Source organism: Brevundimonas sp. TSRC1-1, assembly GCF_049898245.1.
GTDB lineage: Bacteria > Pseudomonadota > Alphaproteobacteria > Caulobacterales > Caulobacteraceae > Brevundimonas > Brevundimonas mediterranea_A.
In genome coordinates this window covers 298,795-320,601 of record NZ_JAFCXI010000004.1, presented here as the reverse complement: position 1 = coordinate 320,601, position 21,807 = coordinate 298,795, and the positions used below count along the sequence as shown (strand labels likewise).

The 21,807-nt window shown below is 68.2% G+C and carries 15 protein-coding genes; 7 read left to right on the top strand and 8 right to left on the bottom strand.

The window, feature by feature from the left end; translation table 11 throughout:
* Position 1: 1 nt before the first annotated feature.
* From ACP7CK_RS15055 to ACP7CK_RS15025, 7 genes are all read right to left on the bottom strand, one after another.
* Positions 2–1,273 carry a pentapeptide repeat-containing protein gene (locus ACP7CK_RS15055; protein WP_292147237.1) on the bottom strand — a complete coding sequence of 424 codons (1,272 nt, stop codon included), beginning with the start codon at positions 1,271–1,273 and terminating at the stop codon, positions 2–4.
* Between the two features lie 53 nt (positions 1,274–1,326).
* On the bottom strand, positions 1,327–1,956 hold the full coding sequence (locus ACP7CK_RS15050) for a bifunctional diaminohydroxyphosphoribosylaminopyrimidine deaminase/5-amino-6-(5-phosphoribosylamino)uracil reductase RibD (protein WP_008263703.1): 630 nt from the start codon (positions 1,954–1,956) through the stop codon (positions 1,327–1,329).
* On the bottom strand, positions 1,953–2,666 hold the full coding sequence (gpmA, locus tag ACP7CK_RS15045) for a 2,3-diphosphoglycerate-dependent phosphoglycerate mutase (protein WP_372705334.1): 714 nt from the start codon (positions 2,664–2,666) through the stop codon (positions 1,953–1,955). The genes ACP7CK_RS15050 and gpmA overlap by 4 nt, the downstream gene beginning before the upstream one ends.
* A gap of 279 nt (positions 2,667–2,945) precedes the next feature.
* Positions 2,946–5,438 (bottom strand): TonB-dependent receptor plug domain-containing protein, encoded by a 2,493-nt coding sequence (locus ACP7CK_RS15040; RefSeq protein ID WP_426026544.1) that lies wholly within the window; start codon positions 5,436–5,438, stop codon positions 2,946–2,948.
* 239 nt (positions 5,439–5,677) lie between these two features.
* Complete coding sequence (locus tag ACP7CK_RS15035) at positions 5,678–7,618, bottom strand: methyl-accepting chemotaxis protein (protein WP_426026543.1); 1,941 nt, start codon at positions 7,616–7,618, stop codon at positions 5,678–5,680.
* Positions 7,619–7,684: 66 nt separating this feature from the next.
* Positions 7,685–9,085: an OprO/OprP family phosphate-selective porin gene (locus tag ACP7CK_RS15030; protein WP_426026542.1), complete on the bottom strand. Its 1,401-nt coding sequence runs from the start codon at positions 9,083–9,085 to the stop codon at positions 7,685–7,687.
* Positions 9,086–9,219: 134 nt separating this feature from the next.
* The gene (locus ACP7CK_RS15025) at positions 9,220–10,575 is read right to left on the bottom strand and encodes a dicarboxylate/amino acid:cation symporter (protein WP_035307914.1); all 1,356 of its coding nucleotides are present in this window, start codon (positions 10,573–10,575) and stop codon (positions 9,220–9,222) included.
* Between the two features lie 242 nt (positions 10,576–10,817).
* On the opposite strand from ACP7CK_RS15025, the gene ACP7CK_RS15020 reads away from it, so the two are divergent.
* Positions 10,818–12,659: a sensor histidine kinase gene (locus tag ACP7CK_RS15020; protein ID WP_426026541.1), complete on the top strand. Its 1,842-nt coding sequence runs from the start codon at positions 10,818–10,820 to the stop codon at positions 12,657–12,659.
* Positions 12,659–13,993 (top strand): sigma-54-dependent transcriptional regulator, encoded by a 1,335-nt coding sequence (locus ACP7CK_RS15015; RefSeq protein ID WP_426026540.1) that lies wholly within the window; start codon positions 12,659–12,661, stop codon positions 13,991–13,993. The genes ACP7CK_RS15020 and ACP7CK_RS15015 overlap by 1 nt, the downstream gene beginning before the upstream one ends.
* Positions 13,994–14,032: 39 nt before the next feature.
* On the opposite strand, the gene ACP7CK_RS15010 is transcribed toward ACP7CK_RS15015, so the two are convergent.
* Positions 14,033–16,549, bottom strand: a complete 2,517-nt coding sequence (locus ACP7CK_RS15010) for an ATP-binding protein (protein ID WP_426026539.1) — start codon at positions 16,547–16,549, stop codon at positions 14,033–14,035.
* A gap of 195 nt (positions 16,550–16,744) precedes the next feature.
* Between ACP7CK_RS15010 and rpsT the strand changes: the two genes are divergently transcribed.
* The 5 genes from rpsT to recF all read left to right on the top strand — a co-directional run bounded on the left by rpsT (position 16,745) and on the right by recF (position 21,734).
* Positions 16,745–17,014 (top strand): 30S ribosomal protein S20, encoded by a 270-nt coding sequence (gene rpsT / locus ACP7CK_RS15005; RefSeq protein WP_008262250.1) that lies wholly within the window; start codon positions 16,745–16,747, stop codon positions 17,012–17,014.
* 477 nt (positions 17,015–17,491) lie between these two features.
* The gene (gene dnaA / locus ACP7CK_RS15000) at positions 17,492–18,931 is read left to right on the top strand and encodes a chromosomal replication initiator protein DnaA (RefSeq protein WP_008258751.1); all 1,440 of its coding nucleotides are present in this window, start codon (positions 17,492–17,494) and stop codon (positions 18,929–18,931) included.
* A gap of 151 nt (positions 18,932–19,082) precedes the next feature.
* Positions 19,083–20,201: a DNA polymerase III subunit beta gene (gene dnaN / locus ACP7CK_RS14995; protein WP_154726893.1), complete on the top strand. Its 1,119-nt coding sequence runs from the start codon at positions 19,083–19,085 to the stop codon at positions 20,199–20,201.
* Between the two features lie 68 nt (positions 20,202–20,269).
* Complete coding sequence (locus tag ACP7CK_RS14990) at positions 20,270–20,557, top strand: GIY-YIG nuclease family protein (protein ID WP_426026538.1); 288 nt, start codon at positions 20,270–20,272, stop codon at positions 20,555–20,557.
* Between the two features lie 55 nt (positions 20,558–20,612).
* Positions 20,613–21,734: a DNA replication/repair protein RecF gene (gene recF, locus ACP7CK_RS14985; RefSeq protein WP_426026537.1), complete on the top strand. Its 1,122-nt coding sequence runs from the start codon at positions 20,613–20,615 to the stop codon at positions 21,732–21,734.
* The last annotated feature ends 73 nt before the right edge of the window (positions 21,735–21,807 follow it).

Here is a 21,807-nt window from a genome sequence, read left to right as displayed (position 1 = left end):
CTCAGGCGGCCTGATCGTCCAGGGTCAGGCCGCGAACGCCCGTCAGATTGGCGCCCGTAAGGTCCAGCTGACGGGTTTGGGCGCCGTGCAGGGTCGCCCGGCCGAGGTCCGCGCCGGTCATGACGGCCCGGCGCAGATCCGCGCCCGACAGGTCCGCTCCCCTCAGCACCGCCCCGGTCAGGTCCGCCGACAGCAACCGGTCGGCCGCGATCAGCAGGGGACCGAGTTGGGCGCCGCGCAGATCGGCGCCGTTCAGCTTGGCGTTCTTCAGGCGTGCGCCGCGCAGGTCGGCGCGATGAAGGTTGGCCGAACGCAGGTCGGCGTTCTCCAGATGCGCGCCCTGCAACTGCACCCCCTCCATATCCAGCCCGTAGAAGATCGCGCCCTTGGCCGAGAGGGCGGTCAGGTTCAGGCCGGTGATCGACTTCAGCGGTCGCAGATCCACGCCGTCGAACACCGAGGGCTGGCCCTCGCTTCCGCCCGTTTCGCACCAGCGGGCGTGTTCGCGCAGCATTTCGGCCGCCGGCATCCGGGCCACGGACTCGCCGACCGTGCTCTTGTCCGTCAGGGCGCCTTCCATATTGGCGCCGTCGGCGCACCACATGGTCATCTTGCAGCCCACCAGAATGGCGTCGCGCATGTCGGCGCCCGACAGATTGGCGCCCGAGAGGTCTGCGCCCGCCAGGTCGGCGCCGCGGAAATCGGCCTGTTTCAGGTTGGCGCGGACCATCTTGCAGTCCTTCATCACCGCGCCGGAGAAGTCGGCCTTGATGGCGATGACGCCCGACATCTTGGAGCGTTGCAGGTTGGCGCCGGCCAGACAGGCGCCCGTCGCCTCGGTCTCCTCGCGCTGGCGCGGCTCGATCACCTTGAAGCCCAGTTTGGCGTCGGCGGCGGCGATGGTGCCCTCGCGCAGGTCGGCCTCGAACAGGTCCGCGCCGGACAGGTCGGCCCCGCGCAGACAGGCGCCGCGCAGGTCGGCGCGACGCAGGCTGGCGTCGGCCAGGACGGCGTCCTGCATGTCCGCGCCGAAGAAGATGGCGTTGTCCAGCTTCGCCCCGGTCAGGTCGCACCCCTCAAGACAGGCGGCGGCGAAGTCGGCGTCGGCCAGGTTGCGTCCCTTCAGGCTCAGACCGGAGATGTCGAGCCAGGCGAAGACCGCGCGGGCGCCGCCGGGGCGGGCCTGGAACAGACGGTCGTGCCGGGCGCAGACGAGGTCCAGCTCCGCCTGGGTGAGGCGCTTGCGTACAAGGGGTTCAGCAGCCTGGACCATTCAGCCAGATTAACCGCAACCGGCTTAAGAAAGCCTTGCGCAACAGGCGGTTGTCACTCGGTCAGCAGACCCTGTTCGCGAAGGGCGTCGGCCAGATCCCCCGCAGATGTCCAAAGGCGGGTGTAGCCCGCCTCGCCCAGCCGCTTCAGTTCGGTCACCAGATCGGCCTTGGCCGCAGCGACGAACCGACCGTCAAAGCCCACGCCGTCCGTGCTGATCCGCACCATGGGCCGCCCCGTCTCCAACCGGTGCAGGAAGCCCTCGCACAGGGCCGCCCCCTCGTCGCACATCAGGCCGGTCTCGACCGTCAGACCCTTCGCGCGCAGACGTTCGGTGCCGCGCCCGGCGGCGAAGGGCGAGGGGTCCAGACAGGCGATGACGACCCGCTCCACCCCCGCCTCGGTCAGGAAATGGGCGCAGGACTGGCGGCCCGACGACCGGGCGCCGCAGGGCTCCAGCGTGACATAGACGGTCGCGCCTTCGATCTCGGCCCCGGCGGCCGGCACGGCCTGTTCCTCGGCATGGGGACGCCCGCCCGGCGCCGTGGCGGCCTGGGCGATGATCCGACCGTCCTTGACGATGACGCAGCCCACGGCCGGATTCGGCCAGGTCTCGCCCATGCGGGCGGTGGCCAGATCGATGGCCTGGGCCATGAAGGCGCGGTCGGCGTCGGTCCAGCTCATGCGACGGTCGGCAGCTCTTCGGCGCGGGCGGCGTCGAGATAGCGGGCGGCGGTCGGCTTCAGATCGGCGTCCAGATCGATCTCCAGCGGATTGCCCGTCGGGATCTCCACGCCCACGATCTTGTCGTCCGGCACGGCGAACAGGAGTTTGACGATGGCCCGCAGGGAGTTGCCGTGGGCGGCGATCAGCACGTCCTCGCCCGCCTTCAGGCGCGGGGCGATCTCGGCGTTCCAATAGGGTTCGACCCGCTCCAGCGTGGTCTTCAGGCTTTCGGTGTCCGGGATGGGCTTGTCGGCGTAGCGCGGGTCGGCGTTGAAATCGAATTCGCCGCCCGGCGCCAGCGGGGGCGGCGGCACGTCATAGCTGCGGCGCCAGATCTTGACCTGATCCTCGCCGTGCTTCTCGGCCGTCTCGGCCTTGTTCAGCCCGGTCAGACCGCCGTAGTGGCGCTCGTTCAGGCGCCAGTCCTCGATCACCGGGATATCGGTCAGACCCGCCGACTGCAGGGCCAGGGCGCCGGTGCGCTTGGCGCGCGTCAGAACCGAGGTGAACATGACCGCAGGGGTGAACCTGGACTCGGCGATCAGTTCGCCGCCGCGACGCGCCTGGGCCTCGCCTTCCGCCGTCAGATCAACATCGACCCAGCCGGTGAAACGGTTTTCAAGGTTCCACTGGCTCTGGCCATGGCGGAGCAGGATCAGGCGCGGCATTCGATCAGTCCTCGGCAAAACAGTCTGTCCGGGTAAGCCGCAGTCATGAGCCGGTCAAGGCTTGCGCGCCCCGCCGTGTTGCAACGCACAGCCCAGGCGCCGCGCGCTCGGCTTGTGGCGGCCTGGGGCGGCCGCTAGGCTGTCGCCATGTCCGACCGTCTGTTCTTTCCCCTGGCCTTCGTCGCCATCGCCGTCCTGATCGCCCTGGCGGTGGTCTGGCCCTGACAGGTCGGAGGGCCGACAGGGCGGAACGGCGTGGTCCCCGCCCTGCCCCTCGGATCAGTACAGGATCTTGCGCAGGTTGATCCGGAACACCCGCCCCTGCGGGTCCAGATAGTCGCGCTGATAATTGACCGGCGTCGCCCCGTCGCTGCTGGTGACGGACGTCCGGTCGTCGAAGATATTCTGCACCCCCAGACCGACACGTGATCCCTTCAGGAAGGGAAAACGTTCGACCCAGGCGGTGCGCTGGGTCAGATCGGCGAAGGCGAACAGATTGACCGTCGTGCGGTCCGAGAAGTCCAGATCGGCCGAACCCGCGGTGTCGCCCTCGACCGTCGTGCCCGACCGCCAGTTGGCGTTGACGAAGGCGCCGAAGCCGTTCTTGAACAGGCCGGTCTGCACCTGGACCTCGTGACGCGACTGGCCGCCCGAGCCGGAGATGGAATCCCCGTCCAGCAGGTTCAGGGGCGCCAGGCCGTCGCGGATCACCACCTCGTCCTGGACGCGCCAGGTGTGCGTCAGGGAGAAGTTGAACATGCCCTGGCCGGGTTGCATGCCGGGAGCGGCGGAGCCGCGCAGCCGCCCGCCGCCAGGACCGCCTGGACCGCCCGGCCCGCCGCCCATACGCATCGCCCCCCCGGGGGGCCGGCCGCCTGGGCCGCCCGGCCTCTGACCCATCATGGCCGGATTGGGCTTGCCGAAGGGCTTGGAGAAGTTGAAGCCCCACTGGACGTCCTGCTGCTCGCGGCTGGCGAAGTTCAGCGGACGGGCGTCGATGGACTGAAGCGTGCCGTCGTCGGCGCGTGTGAACCGCTCCGGCAGGGCGGCTTCGAGGTCGGGGGTGATGGCGGGGAAGCCGGAAATCTCATCCTCGACCTTGGTGCGGGTATAGGCGAGGTTCAGGCGCAGATCGGTGGCCGAAAGCGGTTGCCAGTTGACGCCCAGCTTCAGGATTCGACGGTTCTCCGCCTTCAGGTTCGGATCGCCGCCGGTGATCTGGACGACCTGGACGGTCTGGCCGGTCGAATAGTCGAAGACGGCGGTGTTCGGCGTCGAGATGGTGGGATCGTTCAGTTGCTGGATCGTCGGCGCCTTGTCCTCGTCCGAATAGTTGGCCGACAGGGACAATCGGGCGACCGGCGACCAGTTCAGGCCGCCGCCCAGCGTCGAGACGCCGCCGAAGTCCGACAGTTCCTGATAGGCCAGGTTCATATTGGCCGACAGATCGCCGATCCTGGGCAGGACGCCGCGATCGACGCTGGAGATCGGAAGATCGAAATTGGCCTGCATGCTGCCCAGGTCGCGCGACTGGGACCGGTCGGTCGTCACGCCTGAACGGACGCTTTCGGAATCCAGGGACTGATGTTCGCCTCCGACCTTGAAGGTCGTGGTGACGCCGCCGGCCGGCAGTTCCCAGGCCGTGCCGTTCAGCACCAGTTCGGCTTCCGCCGACTGGGAGATCGAATTGGCGGTGTCGCGGGCGGACGTCGTCACCGCGCCGGTCAGGTCGCCGAACGGGTTCACGGTCGTGTCGCCCGCCGTGATCGCGGCCTGCAGGGCGGCGGCGCTGACGCCGCGTCCGGTGGTGGTGTCCGTCTCTGTGCGGCTGTATTCGCCCGTGGCGGTCCAGCGCCAGTCCCCGAGGTAGCCGTCGAACACCGTGCCCAGTTCCGCAGCGCGCGTATTGGTCTGGCGCTGCAGGGCGTCCGGCAGGCCGACGTAGCGATACAGATCGGCCGCCGCCCCGCCGGGCGACCAGGGGTTGCCGGCCGGCAGGCTCAGACTGAAGCCGGGCAGACCCGAGTAGCTGCGGCTGCTGCTGTCCTCCAGGCTGCCGCTCAGGGTCATGCCGACCTTGTCGTTCAGGTCGTGCTTGTAGGTCCCCGCGACCGACGCCTCGGCCGCGCGCGGCAGCAGGGTGCGATAGGCGTTCCGCTCGCCGTTGTCGCCCGCCGAGTCGACCCTGTTCGAGTCGGTGCGGTCGATATTGCGTTCGGTCTCGTACAGGGCGTTGCTGCTCTCGCCGTTGATGTCCAGCGACCAGCGGTCGGCCCCGGCGATCTTGAGAAGGTTGTTCTCGCTTGCCGTCGTCGTCCGGCCGCCCTGGTCCGACCGGCTGACGTTGACCGAGGCGGTCAGCGAGCGGAAGTCGGCCTTCAGCACGATGTTCACGACGCGCTGGTTGGCGCTGTAGCCGTAGGACAGGGCCGTCTCTTCCGGCAGGACGTCGAACCGCTCGATGGCCTCGGGCGGAATGCCGCGGATTTCACGGAAGCCGGAGATGCGACGGCCGTTGACCAGGAAGACCGGGGACCCGCCGCGCGCGCTGCGGGTCTGGGCCTCCAGCAGGGTCACCAGTTCGCCGATATTGGTGGCGCCGAAGGCCTGGATCTGGGCGGCGTCATACGAGACGATCGGTTCCTGCCCGCCCAGGGCCACGCCGCGCTTGGCGGCCGTCACCTCGATGTCGGGCAGGACCGTCGTCACCTCTTCCTGCTGCAAAGGCTGGATATCGGCGGCGCTGGCGGTCGGAGCCAGTGCGAGCAGCATGAGCGCGGTCGGAGTCATTAAAACCGTGGTCCAGAATGTAGATTTCAGGCCCTTTGGGCGTGAAAAACATGGCTGGAAAGCGGCGGAATTCATGACGTTTTGGAAAGCGTTGCATGCACCCCACACAGCCTGAACTTGTGCGACGGAAACGGATCGACGGCGCGTTCAACAGGGTTGGACTCGGGTCTTGCACGTCCGAAGACAGGGCGAGACGGAACCTTGGTCCCGCCCCCTTCTGATCAGAATTCTTCCCAGCCGTCGTCGTTCGAACCGACCGTCATGTCGCGGCCGTTGGCGACCTTGACCACGCGCTGTTCCGCACGCGGGGCCGGGCGAGGGGACGGGCGGGGCGCAGAGCGCGCGGACGGGGCTGCGGGCGCGGCTGAGACCGGCTTTCCGCCCGAGACCTGGAAGAAGGACACCTGGGCCGACAGTTCGGCGGTCTCCTGGCGCAGGGCGTTGCTGGCCGCCGTCGCCTGTTCGACCATCGCAGCATTCTGCTGAGTGACCTGGTCCATCTGGTTGACGGCGACATTGATCTCGTGAAGGCCGGTCGCCTGCTCCTTGGCGGAGGCGGCGATCTCGACCACCAGATTGCTGATGTCGTTGACCTGGGACGCGATGGCCTGCAGGGCCGAACCGGCCTCGCTGACCAGGCGCACGCCGTTCTCGACCTCGGCGCCCGAACTGTTGATCAGGGTCTTGATCTCCTTGGCGGCCTCGGCCGAGCGCTGGGCCAGGGCCCGCACTTCAGAGGCGACCACCGCGAAGCCGCGTCCGCTCTCGCCGGCCCGCGCCGCCTCGACCCCGGCGTTCAGGGCCAGGAGGTTGGTCTGGAAGGCGATCTCGTCGATCACGCCGACGATCTGGCTGATCTGGCGTGAGCCGTCCTCGATCTTCTGCATGGCCTGGACGGCGTTCATCACGACCGCGCCCGAGGCCTCGGCGCTCTGGCGGGCGCCGCTGGTGACCGTGGCGGCCTGGGTGGCGCCCTCGGCGGTCTTGCGGACCGTGACCGTGATCTCGTCCAGGGCCGCGGCGGTTTCCTCCAGGCTGGCGGCCTGTTGTTCGGTGCGGCGCGACAGGTCGTCGGAGGCCTGGCTGATCTCGCCGGCGCCGGAGTCGATGCCGCGGACCGAGCCGAGCACGCCGGTGACCGTCTCTTCCAGACGGGAGATCGAACGGTTGAAATCGGTTTTCAGGACCTCGCTGCGCGCCGGGAAGGGCGCGTCGATGCGGTAGAGCAGATCGCCGTCCGCCAGGGCGGACAGCCCCTTGCCCAGGCTTTCGATCACGACCGCATTCTCGGCCGCTTCCTGCGCGGCGGCGGCTTCGCGGCGCCGACGCTCGACTTCCGACTCGTCGCGCATCGTTTCCGTTTCGAGCTCCAGCGCCTTGGCGCGCAGGCTGTTGTCGCGGAAGATCTGCATGGCCTGGGCCATGGCGCCGACCTCGTCCTTGCGGTCGGTGTCGGGGATGGCGACGTCCAGCTTGCCGTTGGCCATGATCGACATGGCACCGGTCATGCGGCGGACGGGCGCGACCATCAGGATGGACAGTTGCACGCCCAGGAAGACGGCGGCGGCGACCAGGATCAGCCCCCCGACCGCCAGGGCAATGAAGGAGGCGGTGATCGCCGACGCCTGTTCGGCGTCGCGCACGTTCATCCGCTCGATCTCCATATCGCGGATTTCGGTGACGGCCTTGGTGATGTGGGTGACGCGCACCCGATCGCCGGAATCGATCACCACGCGGCGCGCGGCCTCGATACGCGAAGGATCCAGCGCCGCCTCGGTCAGCGGCGTGCCGAACTCGGCGCGCCAGGCGGCCGCGTCGGTCTTGGCCTTATCGACCAGCGCCTGCTCTTCCGGCGTCAGGTTGGCGGCGCCCAGAGCGGCGACCGAGGCTTCGAACTGTTCCCAGCCCTTGCGGTAGACTTCGAGATAATCGGCGTTTCCGGTCAACAGCACGCCGCGCATCTGTGAGTTCAGGCGGATGAAGCCCTTCTCGGCCACATGGGTGTGGTCGATGATCGACTTGCTCTCGGCGTTCAGTTCGGCGGCTGTCTTCATCTCCGACAGCTGGAAAAAGACCGCCCCGATCATGGCGGCCGCTACGGTCAGCAGAAGGGCGAAGGCGATCGCCAGTTTCCGCTGCATCGGGATGTTCTTCGGGTTCATGCGATCATCTCGGCGGCTTTGGGGCGCAAGCCCGGAACGGCGGACCGTTCCGGGCGGGTTTCAGGTCTAGAAGGCGGTCTGGACGCGGACGGTGGCGGTGTTGCCGCTGTCGTCGCCGACGAAGGTCCCGGTGCGGTTGTCGACCGACCAGGCGCTCCAGTGGGCGGAGACGCGGGTGGTGTTCGTGGGATACCAGTTGACGCCCAGCAACCAGGTGTCGCCTTCGCCGCCGGTCGGGTTGTCGCTGTAGTCGGCGGTGTCGTAGCGGCCGACGATCTCGACCGCGCCGTAGCCGTCGGTTCCCAGCGGGTTCAGAACCTTGGGACGGCCCCATGTGCCGGTGCGGGGCGAGAGGGGCGGCTTCTCGCCGGTGATGAAGAAGCCGGCGGAGATGCTGTAGGCGTCCTGATCGAAGTCGCGCGCGGCGGTCTCGACGACGCGCTTGCCGCCTTCGGCCATCAGCCAGCCCGAACGGTGCACGCCGCCCAGTTCCAGCCCCAGACCCTTGCTGCCCTTGGGATCGGCGTAGGTTCCGCCCGAGAGACGAAGATTGTCGTTGCCGCGCGACGAGACGACCAGGCTGCGCGAAGCCACGGAAGCATTGGGCGTCAGATCCTCGACAAAGCCCCAAGCGCCGAGATGCAGGAAGCCGGCGTCGGTCTTGAACGGCGACCAATGGGTGCGGCCCATCAGGGTGACGGAGTCGTTGGCCGTGCCGGTGCTGATGGCGTCGCCGGTCACCGACAGCGAGGCGTGCCAGACGCTGCCCGTCAGCTTGGACGACAGGCCGACGCCGTAGGCGCCGCGCTCGGGGCCGATGGTCGAGACCATCAGGCTGCGTTCCAGGAACGGGGTGACGTCTTCGGCGGTGCCGCCTTCGACGCCGCGGTCGTTCAGGCGTTGGCCGGCGGAGATCTCCAGATCACGACCGCCCAGCTTGCGGTTATAGGCCATGAAGGCGTTGGCGACGCTCATCGCATTGTCGGCGATGTCGCCTTCGATCCAGTAGCTGAAGCCCCCGGGGGTCTTGCCCTGGGCGCCCAGGCGCAGGCCGCGCAGTTCGGTGGTGGTCAGGTTGCGGCCGTCGAAGTCCGAACCGAAGGTGTTGGACAGGTCGGCCGTGACGCGGATGCGCGGCTTGAAGGTGAAGCCGCCGTCCGGGCTGCGCAGTTCGGGAAGGCCGCTCGACCAATCGACGCTGGAGGGCGCGCTGGCGGCCTGGACGACCGGGCGCGGCGCGGCGGCGGCGGCCGGAGCCGGCGTTCCCGCGGCAGCGGGCGCGGCGACGGCCGTCTGAGCGTGGACCTGCGACTGGGCCTCAAGCTGTTCGAGGCGCGCGGACAGGGCCTGCACCTGGGCGCGCAGGGCGGCGATTTCTTCCGCCGTCGGCGTTGACGACTGGGCGAAGGCGGAGGTGGCGAGCGCGGCGAGGCCGACACCCGCTGCGAGGGAGCGGTGAATAATCATGAATAACGCTCATAGGGTGCGACTGTTAAGGAAGGCCCAAATGGCTATAAGCAGAAATGCGTATCAGCGTTGGGCAAGCGCCGGATGCAGTACAGGCGCCGCGCTTTCGCGACGGCGCCTGTGCAGGAAGGAACTCAGTCGGCGGTGACCAGCTCTTTGTCGCCGGGGCCGGCCGCCGGATCGGGCTGGGCCGCGATCGGCTGCGACGGACCGTTCAAGGCCGCGTGCAAGGCGTCCCGGTCCAGTTCGCCCTCCCACCGGGCGACGACGATGGTGGCCACGGCGTTGCCGATGAAGTTGGTCAGGGCCCGGCACTCGCTCATGAACCGGTCGATGCCCAGGATCAGCGCCATGCCCGCGACCGGAACGGTAGGAACCACCGACAGGGTCGCCGCCAGGGTGATGAAGCCGGCGCCGGTGATGCCGGCCGCCCCCTTGGAGGACAGCATGGCGACCAGCAGAAGCAGGATCTGTTGCTGCAGGGTCAGCTCGATGTTCAGGGCCTGGGCGATGAACAGGGCCGCCATGGTCATGTAGATGTTGGTGCCGTCCAGATTGAACGAATAGCCGGTCGGGACGACAAGGCCGACGACCGACTTGGAGGCGCCGGCGCGTTCCATCTTGCTGAGCAACGACGGCAGGGCGGCTTCCGACGACGAGGTGCCCAGGACCAGCAGCAGTTCCTCCTTCAGATAGCGGATCAGCTTCAGGATGTTGAAGCCGTTGGCCCAGGCGACCAGGCCCAGGATGCCGACCACGAAGATGACGGCGGTGAGGTAGAAGGTGGCGACCAGCGCGGCCAGATTGGCGATGGAGCCGATCCCATATTTGCCGATGGTGAAGGCGAAGGCGCCGAAGGCCCCGATGGGCGCGGCCTTCATCAGGATGGCCACCAGCTTGAAGAAGGCGTGGCTGATCGATTCCAGGAAGCTCAGCACCGGCTTGCCGACGTCGCCGACCAGGGCCAGGGCCAGGCCGAACAGGACCGAGACGAACAGGACCTGGAGGATATTGCCCTCGGAGAAGGCGGAAACCATCGTGTCCGGGATGATGCCCATCAGGAAGCCGGTGATGGTCGTCTCATGCGCCTGTTCCGAATATTTGGCGACGGCGCCGACATCCAGGGTGGCCGGATCAATGTTCAGGCCGCGTCCCGGCTGGACCAGGTTGGCGATGATCAGGCCGACGATCAGGGCCAGGGTCGAGAAGGTCAGGAAATAGGCGAAGGCCTTGGCCGCCACGCGCCCCACGCGGCCGAGGTCGCTCATGCCGGCGATGCCGGTGACGATGGTCAGGAAGATGACCGGGGCGATGATCATCTTCACCAGCTTGATGAAGGCGTCGCCAAGCGGCTTGAGGCTTTCGCCGAAGCTGGGCCAGAAATGGCCGATGATCGCGCCGGCCACGATGGCGGTCAGAACCTGGAAATACAGATGCCGGTAGAAGGGCCGACGCACGGCCGGTTCTGCGGTGGAGGGAAGCGCGATCACGGAAGGCTCCTGTCACTGCGGGACCATCCCGCGGTTTCCTCGACGGGCCCCACGTCTGCGGCGAGGCTCCGAGGTCCAGTGTCCGGCAGGGTGAAGCCGCCTCCAAACCCCTTCGAAATACGGTTTAGAAAGCTGTTTTCTCAGCATAATATTCCCAGGATACGTCGAGAATCGGGATCGACAGTGCGGCTGGACGCACAAGGCGATGGCCTAGTCGTGCGAAATATCGCACAGATAGGCGTATGACTCGTTCGTCGCCGCCTCTGACTATCGAAGGACTTTCGAGTATCGCTCGACAGCCCTGGGTCCTGCTGACGCTTGGCTGGCTGGCGGCGAGCGCCGTGCTGGCGGGCGTGGCGGGCGAGGCGGCGCGGCGCGATGCGACCGGCGAACTGGAACGCCAGGCGACGGCCGGCGCCGCCCTGCACGCCGCCGTGCTGCGCAGCGAACTGGACAAGCAGCGCGCCATCCCCATCGTCCTGGCCGGCGATCCCGATGTGGCCGCCCTGCTGACCACGCCCAGCGCCCAGGCCGTGAACGGGGTGGACCGCAAGCTGGAGCGGCTGGCGTCCCAGACCCGCGCCGCCGTCATCTATGTGCTGGACGCGCGGGGCCTGACCCTGGCGTCCAGCAACTGGCGGGCCTCGACCAGTTTCGTCGGTTCGCGCTACGAGTTCCGGCCCTATTTCATCAATGCGATGCGCGACGCCGAAGGCGAGTTCTACGCCCTGGGCACCCGCAGCGGCCGCCCCGGCCTCTATCTGTCGCGCCGCGTGGACTCAGCGGACGGCGCGCCCCTGGGCGTGGTTGTGCTGAAGGTCGAGTTCGACGACCTGGAGGCCGAATGGCGCGGCTCGGGCGAGCCCGCCTGGGTGGCGGATCCCGGCGGCGTCGTCCTGGTCACCAGCATCCCGGAATGGCGCTTCCGCTCGACCGAACCGATGGACGAGCGACGGCGTCGCCTCAGCCTGACCGACCTCACCCTCCACCCCGGCGCCCTGTCCCCCCTGCCCTTCCGGACGCCGAACGGCGACCGGCCCCGGCTGGTGCGGACGGCCGTCGGCGACGGCCGTCCGCAGACATGGGTGCATTCGGAGACGGATACGGCCGCGCCCGACTGGACCCTGCATCTGCTGACGCCCGAACGGGGGGTGATCGGGGCGGCGGTGGCGGGCGCGCGCGGTCTGGCCCTGTTGATCACCAGCCTTCTGGCCCTGGGCGTGGCCGTGCTGCTGCGCCGGCGTCATCTGGCCCGCGCCAAGGCTCAGGCGGAGGAAGAAGGCCGGCTGGAGCTGGAGCGCCGCATCCACGAACGCACCCGCGAACTGCACGACGCCAATCTGGCCCTGAACCGCCAGATCGAGGAGCGCCGCCGCGCCGAAGCCGCGCGGGAGCTGCTGCGCGACGAACTGGTCCAGGCCAGCAAGCTGGCCGCCCTGGGCCAGATCGTCGCCAGCGTGGCGCACGAGATCAACCAGCCCGTCGCCGCCATCCGGACCTATGCAGAGACCGCGAAACTGTTGCTGAGCCGCGACCAGCCCGACAAGGTCGGAGACGTGCTTCAGCGCATCGGCGGTCTGACCAAACGGATCGGCGCCATCACCCAGGATCTGCGGCTGTTCTCACGCAAGGCCACGCCGACCATCGACGCCATCCGGCTGGAGGACGCCATCCAGGGCGGGCTGGAACTGACGCGCGGGCGGGTGGAGGAACGCGGGGTCAGACTGGAGCGGATCGGCGACGGCGACGTGCAGGTCCGCGCCGACCAGTTCCGTCTGGAACAGGTCATCGTCAATCTGATCAAGAACGCCGCCGAGGCGATGGAAGGCCAGACCGACGCCCGCCTGACCCTGGCCGTGGCGCGCGACGGCGAGCGGGTGCGGCTGATCTTCGCCGACAACGGGCCCGGCGTGGCGCCCGATGTGGCGCGTCAGCTGTTCACGCCCTTCATCACCACCCGCGCCAACGGTCTGGGCCTGGGGCTGGTCATCTGCCGCGATATCGTCGCCAGTTTCGGGGGCGAGCTGGATCTGGTCCCCGCCGAACGGGGCGCGACCTTCGTCGCCGTCCTGAAGGCCGCTTGATGCGCCCGCTCCTGCCGCAGACCGTCGCCTTGATCGAGGACGACGCCGACTTCCGCCAGGCCCTGGTCGAACGCCTGACGCTTGAAGGGCTGGAGGTGCGCGCCTTCACGGCGGCCGAGCCCGCCCTGAAGGCGCTGGACGCAGACTTCCCCGGCGTGGTCGTGACCGACCTGAGGATGCCGGGCATGGACGGCCGCCAGCTGCTGACGCGGCTGCAGGCCCTGGACCCGAGTCTGCCGGTCATCATGATCACCGGCCACGGCGACATCGCCGACGCCGTGGCCGCCATGCATGACGGCGCCTATGATTTCGTCGCCAAGCCCTTTCCGTTCGAGCGGCTGCAGGACAGCCTGAACCGGGCGCTGGAGAAGCGCAGTCTGGTGCTGGAGAACCGCCGCCTGGTCGCCATGGCCGCCGAAGGCGGGCACGAACTGCCGCTGGCCGGATCGTCGCGCGCCATCACGGCGCTGCGGGCCACCATCGCCCAGATCGCCGACGCCCGAATGGACGTGCTGATCGAAGGCGAGACCGGGGTCGGCAAGGAGGCGGTCGCGCGCGCCCTGCACAACGGGGGCCGGCGCCGGCTGGCGCCCTTCGTCGCGGTCAACTGCGGCGCCCTGCCCGACGGCCTGATCGAGAGCGAACTGTTCGGGCATGAACTGGGCGCCTTCGCCGGGGCCATGCGGCGACGGGTGGGGCATGTGGAGCGCGCCCACAACGGCTCGCTGTTTCTCGACGAGGTCGAGAGCATGCCCCTGGCGGTCCAGGTCAAGATGCTGCGGGTGCTGGAGGAGCGGGAGATCCATCCGATCGGCGCCAATGAGCCCCGGGTGCTGGACCTGCGCATCCTCGCCTCGGCCAAGATCGACCTCAGCGAGGCGGCGCGGCGCGGCGATTTCCGCGAAGACCTCTATTATCGCCTGAACGTGGTGCGGCTGCGCGTGCCGCCGCTGCGTGAGCGGCGCGAGGACATCCCCCTGCTGTTCGCCCATTTCCTGCGTCGCGCCGCAGACCGCCACGGCGTCGAGCCGCCGAGCGTGACCGACGGCGTCCGCCGCCGTCTGCTGGAAGAGGACTGGCCCGGCAATATCCGCGAACTGGCCCATTTCGCCGAACGCGTCGTCCTGGGCCTGGACGAGGGGTCCGGCGGCGCCGAGGCCGATCTGAGCCTGCCGGACCGGATGCATCGTTTCGAGGGCGAGCTGCTGCGCGGCGCGCTTCAGACCCATAGGGGCGACATCGTCTCGGTGCTGGAGGAGATGCGGATTCCGCGCAAGACCCTGTACGACAAGCTGCAGCGCCACGGACTGAAACCCGCCGACTTCCGCGCCTGACCCTCAAGCGGCGCCGCCTCAAGCAGCCCCCCCCCCCCCTCAAGCAGCGACGGGGTTTTCCCGCCGTTCAGCCGCAGCCAGGGCCGCCGCCACGCCGTCGAGCAGGCCGACCAGGGTGATCGGCTTGGACAGATGGCCGTCCGCGCCCGCGACCCGTCCCGCTTCCACATGGTCGGGCAGGGCGTTGGCGGTCAGCATGATGATCGGCGTGCGCACGCGGTTCTCCCCGGTCTCCAGGGCGCGAATGGCGGCGGTGGCCGTCAGGCCGTCCATCACCGGCATCTGCATGTCCATCAGCACCATGTCGAAGCCGCCCTTTCGGAAGGCCTCCACGGCCTGCCGCCCGTCCTCTACCGCCACCAGTTCGGTCGGCATGTCGGCCAGCATGATCTCGACGACCTTGCGGTTCGCCGGATGATCGTCGGCCAACAGGATCCGCGCAGGGAAGGCGCGCGCGTCAGTCTCGCCGGCGTCGCCCGGGCCGAAGGGCGCGGATGGCGACTGGACGCCCCCCACCCTGGTCAGCGGGATTTCGAACCAGAAGTCGGCGCCCTCGTCGGGCCGGCCGTCGCAATCCAGCACGCCGCCCATCAGCGCGACCAGATCTCGCGAAATGGCCAGGCCCAGGCCCGTGCCGCCGAACCGGCGGGTAATGGAGCCGTCGGCCTGCTGGAAGCGATTGAAGATCCGCCCCTTCTGGCCCGCATCAAAGCCGCAGCCGGTGTCGCTCACCGTGAACCGGACCCGATCTTCATCCACCGCGACGGCGGCGACGACGACGGATCCCGTTTCGGTGAACTTCAAGGCGTTGGAGATCAGGTTCGACAGGACCTGGCGCACCCGGACCACGTCGCCCTCGACGGCGCCTTCGATGGTCGGCTCGACCTCAACCCGCAGGGCGACGCCCTTTTCATCGGCGCGCGGCCGGTAGAGGGCCGCCGCGCCGCGCACCGTGTCGCCCAGATCAAAGACCGACCGTTCCAGAACGATCTGGCCCGCCTCGATCTTGGACGTGTCCAGAATGTCGGACAGCAGCCGTTCCAGGGTCACGGCCGAGGACCGGATCACTTCGACCATCTCGCGTTCACGCGGCTCCAGCCCGGCGCGCGACAAGGCGTCGGCCATGGCCACGACCCCGTTCAGGGGCGTGCGGATCTCGTGGCTCATATTCGCCAGGAATTCCGACTTGGACCGGCTGGCTTCTTCCGCGCGGCGACGGGCGATGCGCAGATCCCGGGCCTGGCTTCCCATCCACAACAGGGCGGCCAAGGCCGACAGGATGAAGATTGCGGCGATGGTCAGGATCAAGCCCTGCAATCTTGTGTTCGAGCGCGCGGTCTCCAACTGGGCGCGACGTTCGGTCAGCTTGTGCTGCATGTCGCCGGTGACCTGGCGGATCCCTCCGCTGAAGACGCGGGCTTCGGCGACGCGCTCGGCGCTGTTGTAGGCGCGAAGCTTGACGTAGGCTTCCGCAGCCCGGCCCTCGGCGAACAGGATCTCGGCCTCGACATGCGCCACCTCCAGCCGCGCTTCCTCTCGGTAACGGTCTACGGTGATGCGACGGCGGATTTGCGCAAGGTCGCGCCGCGCCGACTCGATCTGTCCGGTCTGGGCGCGGGCGATGGCGCGAGCCGGCAGCAATTGCGTCGCCAGGAAGGAGGCGTCCCCCAGATTCTCGCCATAGGGCGCCAGACATCGCAGCACGTCCTGCGGCGCCTCTGCGGCCTGGGCCACCATGGCGCAGAGGCGGGCGTCATAGACCCCCAGGCTGGGCAGGCCTGCGCGCAGCGTCAGCCGGTGATGAACCTGATACAGGCGTTTCGCCTGTTCGACATCGCCCAATTGGGTCGATAGCCGGGCCAGATTGTAGACGGCGTCGAAGTCCGGCCGGGGGTAGTCCGGATTGGCCAAGTCGATCTCGAACCGCCCGAAGGCGGCGGTGGCCCCATCGATGTCGTTCAGCCTCATCAGGCCGATGCCGGTCATTTCCCACAGGCCCGCCTGCGCAATCCGCGCATAGGCGTCGCCCTCGGGGATCAAGGCGTCGGCGTCGGTCAGCAGCTTCAGCCCCTCACCGATCTGATCGCGATCCATCAGGGCCAGCGCCCACAGTCGGGTGGCGTGCGTGCGCGCGAACCAGTCGGGCTCCATCGACGCGAGCCGGCGCATCTCGTCGGCGGCGGCCGTCTCGCCCTCGTCGTACCGCAGGGCCAGGGCGTTCAGCCGGGCGATCTGGATATAGCGGTGGGAGCCCTGGTGACGCGCGCCTTCCATGAGCCGGTCGTTCCAGATCCTGGCCGTGTCGAACTCGCCCTGGTTCAGAAATATCCAGGCGACATGATAGAGGCGTTGCAGACCTTCGCGGTCGTTACGGCGTATCGCCTCGCGGCCGAACGCCTCAAGCGCCCTGAAATCCGTCGTGCCGGCCCTCCGTTCGACAGCCTCTGCCAGTTGAAGGGGCGTCCGCGATTGCGCCGCAGGCTGAGCTGAGACGTCCTGTACGAAAAACGCCGACAGGACGAGGGCGAGGGCAAAGGCTGCGGCTTTTATAGGCATACGGCTTCCGATCTGATCGGAAGCTGCCATGTTTTGGTTGAATAAGGTTTATCGACCCGGTGCGGGTTGCACCTCACCTGACTTTGTCGGAACTGCGCGTTGACCACCTCCGGGCTTTCGGCTATAGGCCCGCCCTCTTGAGATTTCCGCGCCGTGGACGTGTGCTCCGCGGCGTTTTCCGTTCGAAGGTTTGAAATGGCTAACAACCCCGGCGCCCGCAAGGCGATCCGCAAGATCGAAGCGCGGACCGAAGTGAACAAGGCGCGCCGTTCGCGCGTCCGCACCTATCTGCGCAAGTTCCAAGAAGCTCTGGCCGGCGGCGACGCCACGGCCGCCAAGACCGCCTTCGTGGAAGCCCAATCCGAGCTGATGCGCGCCGTCTCCAAGGGCGTCGTTCACAAGAACACCGGCTCGCGCAAGGTGTCGCGTCTGGCCGCCCAGCTGAAGAAGCTGTCGGCCGCCTAAATCCTTTATGGATTTCCCGGATACGGAACGGCTGTCGCTGTTCCGTTACGGGATTTTGCAGACTTTTCAACGGCGAAGGGGCATATGCTCCTTCGCCGTTTTGCGTTTGGCCGTTAACCCTCTCTACGCAGGAATACGGACTTCGGGGCGCCTGGAAGGCGAATTTCTCAAGCAGGATTAGCGTTTGACGGAGTCAAACAATTTAACTGCGAATCGACCAACGAATCAGCGTTGACCCAACCGGCTCGCAGCGTAAGTTTTGGCCTCTAACGCACTTCCATCCCAACACGGATGAAGACGGCGCGGGACGATAGTTTCGCGTTGGCGGGAGATGTCTGTCCAGGAGCTCGGCCCCGCCCGAAAAGCATCGCTTTTCGGGGCAGGAGAAGTCGTCCCTGAACCGTCGCCCTGAAGTGCCGAAGGTCGGAATGGTTTTTTGAAGCGGGTGGCTGAACAATGGTTGGGGGTGCGACGGCGATGGCGGGCGGCGTGAACGGATCGAACATGACGGATCCGGATCGCATCTGGAATGAGGCCTCGGTGCGCCTGCGCGCCGAGATCGGCGACGGTCCCTTCTCGTCCTACATCGCCCCTTCCGCCGTTCGCGTGGATTCCTCCGGCCAGCTGATCCTGGTCACCCCCACCGCCTATGCCCGAGACTGGGTCCGCAAGAACGCCCTGCGTCGCATGAACGAGCTGTGGCTGGGCCTGGACGGCCTGAACCGCCGCCTGGACGTGCGCTGCCGCGCCGAGGTGGGCTCGGCCCCTCCGGCCTCGGCCGTGATCGCGGGCAATGTCCTGGACGCCACCCCGCGTCTGGCGGCCTTCGCCAGCCCGACCGTGCCCCCCATCGCCGACGGCGCCCGCGCCGTGCGCGCCGCCGGCCTTCAGGACCGCCTGACCTTCGACAGCTTCGTCGAGGGTCAGGGCAACGCCTTCGCCCTGGCCATCGCCAAACAGGTGGCCAGCTGGGCCGACGGCCACTTCAACCCGGTCTTCTTCTGCGGCCCCTACGGCTACGGCAAGACCCACCTGCTGAACGCCATCGCCTGGGAGGCCCAGCGTCTGCGGCCCGAGGCCAAGGTGGTCTATCTGACCGCCGAACGCTTCCTGTCGACCTTCGTCAAGGCGATGCAGGACCGTTCGACCGCCGCCTTCAAGGAAAGCCTGCGCTCGGCCGACATGCTGCTGCTGGACGACGTCCAGTTCGTCGGCGGCAAGACCTCGACCCAGGAAGAACTGCTGTCGACCCTGACCGCCCTGATCGAGGACGGCAAACGGATCGTCTTCTCGGCCGACCGCGCCCCCATGGCCCTGACCGAGGTCGAGCCGCGCCTGCGCAGCCACCTGGCCGCCGGCCTGACCTGCCCGGTCGAGGCGGGCGACCGCGAGCTGAAGATCGCCGTGGCCCAGAACCGTCTGAAGGCCCTGTCGGCCCTCGGCGTCGTCCAGGGCGAGGCCGCGCCCGAGGTGCTGGCCCAGTTGGTGGACCGCACGCCGGGCTCGATGCGCGAGCTTGAGGGCGCCGTGAACACCCTGGCCGCCGCCGCCGGTTCGCGTCTGGCGACCGTCTCGGTGGACGAGGCCTCGATCCTGCTGGGCGCCGCCCTGCGCGGCGGCCCCGAGCGCCGCATCACCGTGGACGAGATCCAGAAGACGGTGGCCGACCACTTCAACCTGAAACAGGCCGACCTGCTGAGCGAGCGCCGCACCCGTTCGGTGGCCCGCCCGCGCCAGATGGCCATGTATCTGTGCAAGCAGCACACGACCCGCTCCTATCCCGACATCGGCCGTCGCTTCGGCGGTCGCGATCACACCACCGTCCTGCACGGTGTGCGCAAGATCGAGGAGCTGATGGCCCAGGACGACCAGATCGCCCGCGACGTCGAGGCCCTGACCCGCAAGCTGCGGGGCTGAACAATCTCCCTCCCCCATGAAGGGGGCGGGAGAAACAGAAATCTGTGAACGGCTTCCGTCGCCTTCCTTGCTCCTTGCGCCCAATCCGCTAGTGTCCAAGGCCCTCTATCGCGGCGCTCCAGCCTGAGTCGCCGCATCCGGGCGAGACGACATGCAACTGACCATCGAACGATCCGCGCTCCTGAAGGCCCTGGGCCATGTGCAGAGCGTCGTCGAACGCCGAAACACCATCCCGATCCTGTCCAACGTCCTGCTCAGCGCGGGCCGGGACCGGTTGGCCTTCGCGGCCACCGATCTGGACATGGAGATGGTGGACGAGGCCGAGGCGACGGTGAACGTCGAGGGCCAGATCACCGCCCCCGCCCATACCCTGTACGAAATCGTGCGCAAGCTGCCGGAAGGCGCCGAGGTGTCGCTGCTCTATTCGGGCGACGATCCCCGGCTGGTGGTCTCGGCCGGCCGGTCGCGCTTCAACCTGCCGGTCCTGCCGGCGGGCGACTTCCCCATCATGTCCACCGACAGCGCCGGCGCCTCCTATGTCATGCCCAAGGAAGACCTGGCGCGGCTGATCGACAAGACCCGGTTCGCCGTCTCGACCGAAGAGACCCGCTATTATCTGAACGGCCTGTACCTGCACACGGTGGCCGAGGCCGGCGTCGCCCTGCTGCGCGCCGTGGCCACCGATGGCCACCGCCTGGCCCTGGCCGAGACCCCGGCGCCCGAGGGCGCGGCCGGCGGCCCCGGCGTCATCGTGCCGCGCAAGACGGTGGATCAGGTCCGCCGCCTGCTGGATGACGCCGCCGGCCCGGTCGAGATCACCGTCTCGGCCCAGAAGATCCGCTTCCAGATGGGCGAGGCGTCCCTGACCTCCAAGGTCATCGACGGCGCCTTCCCCGACTATCTGCGCGTCATTCCCAAGGGCAATGACAAACAGGCCGACATCGACAACGCCCTGTTCGCCAAGGCCGTGGACCGGGTCGCCACCATTTCGGCCGAGAAGAGCCGTTCGGTGAAACTGGCCTTCGACAACGACCGGGTGAAGCTGACCGTCCGCAACATGGAAGCTGGCCAGGCCGAGGAAGAGGTCGAAATCGGCTATTCCGACGAACCGTTCGAGATCGGCTTCAACGCCCGTTACCTGCTGGACGTCGCCGGCCAGATCACCGGCGAAAACGCCGCCTTCCGCTTCGCCGACCCGGCCTCTCCGACCCTGGTGCTCGATCCCGGCGATCCGGGCGTGCAGTATGTGCTGATGCCGCTGCGGGTGTAGGCGAGAGATTTCCGCTCATCCCGGCGAAAGCCGGGACCCAGTTCTTTCGTTCGCACCGGAGACTGGCCTTGGCGTTCTTCACCTACATCATCGCCAGCCGCCGCAACGGCACGGTCTACACCGGCTCGACCGACGATCTGATCAAGCGAGTGGCGGAGCATCGCGACAAGTTACGTCCGGGCTTTACACGCCGATATGGCGTCGCGCTCCTGGTCTGGTACGAGGTGCACGAGACACGCCACGCGGCCTTCGTGCGCGAACGACAGATCAAGGAATGGAAACGGATCTGGAAGCTGGAACTGATCGAGCGCAAGAACCCGGCATGGGCGGATCTGTTTCCAACGCTGCTCGGTTAGATCGTGCCGAGCGAAAGGACTGGGTCCCGGCTTTCGCCGGGATGAGCGGAAGAACTTGATCACCTCCCTCACCCTCACCGACTTCCGCTCCTATGCGAGCGCACGGCTGGAGCTCGCCTCCGGCCCGGTGGTGCTTCACGGCCCGAACGGGGCGGGCAAGACCAATCTGCTGGAGGCGATCAGCCTGCTGACCCCCGGCAAGGGGCTGCGGGGCGCGACCGCCGCCGAGATGGGCCGGCGCGAGCCCGGCGAGGCGGTCGGCCGCGCCTGGGCCGTCATGGTCGAGCTGGACGACGAAACGCGTCTGGGCACCGGCGTCCAGACGGCGGGCGCGGCGCGGCGCATCGTCCGCATCGACGGCGAGACGGCCCAGCCCGGGCGGTTGCTCGATTATCTGCGGCCCGTCTGGGCGACGCCCGAGCAGGACCGACTGTTCTCCGACGCGCGGGCGGAGCGGCTGAAATTCTTCGACCGGCTGGTCTTCGCCGCCGATCCCGACCACGCCGCCGCCGTCTCCGCCTACGAAAAGGCCCTGCGCGAACGGCTGCGCCTGTTGAACGACGCACAGGACGGACGCGAGGCCGACCCCGTCTGGCTGGACGCCCTGGAGGCCCGGCTGGGCGAGGCGGGCGCCCGCGCCGCCCTCGCCCGCGTCGCCGCCCTGCACGCGCTCCAGGCCGCCATCGACGCCCGCCGCGACCGCCCCTTCCCCCAGGCCGACCTGGGGCTGGACGGTCCCGCCGAACAGATGGCCGAGGCCGGCGCCGAAGAAGACGAGATCGCCGCCGCCATCCGCGAGGGCCTGGCCAAGGCGCGCGCCCGCGACGGCGCCGCCGGCCGGTCCCTGTTCGGCCCGCACCGCACCGACCTGACCGCCCTTCACCGCGAGAAGAACCGGCCCGCCGCCGAGGGCTCGTCCGGCGAGCAGAAGGCCCTGGTCCTGAACCTGATCCTGGCCCAGATCAGCCGCCTCGCGCACCAGTCGGCCCGCCCCGTCCTGCTGCTGGACGAGGCCCCCGCCCACCTGGACGAAGCCCGCCGCGCCGCCCTGTTCGACGAGATCGTCGCCCTGGACCTGCAAGCCTTCATGACCGGCACCGAACGCAGCCTGTTCGCCGGCCTGGACGGCCGCGCGCAGTTCGTGCGCGTCGCCGGTGGAGCGCTGGAGAGCGACTAGGATTCCGGCACGGAATTCCTCGCTTTTTCGTCGGAAATTCCTATATGTTGCGGGCTTCGATGCGGTGCGATCC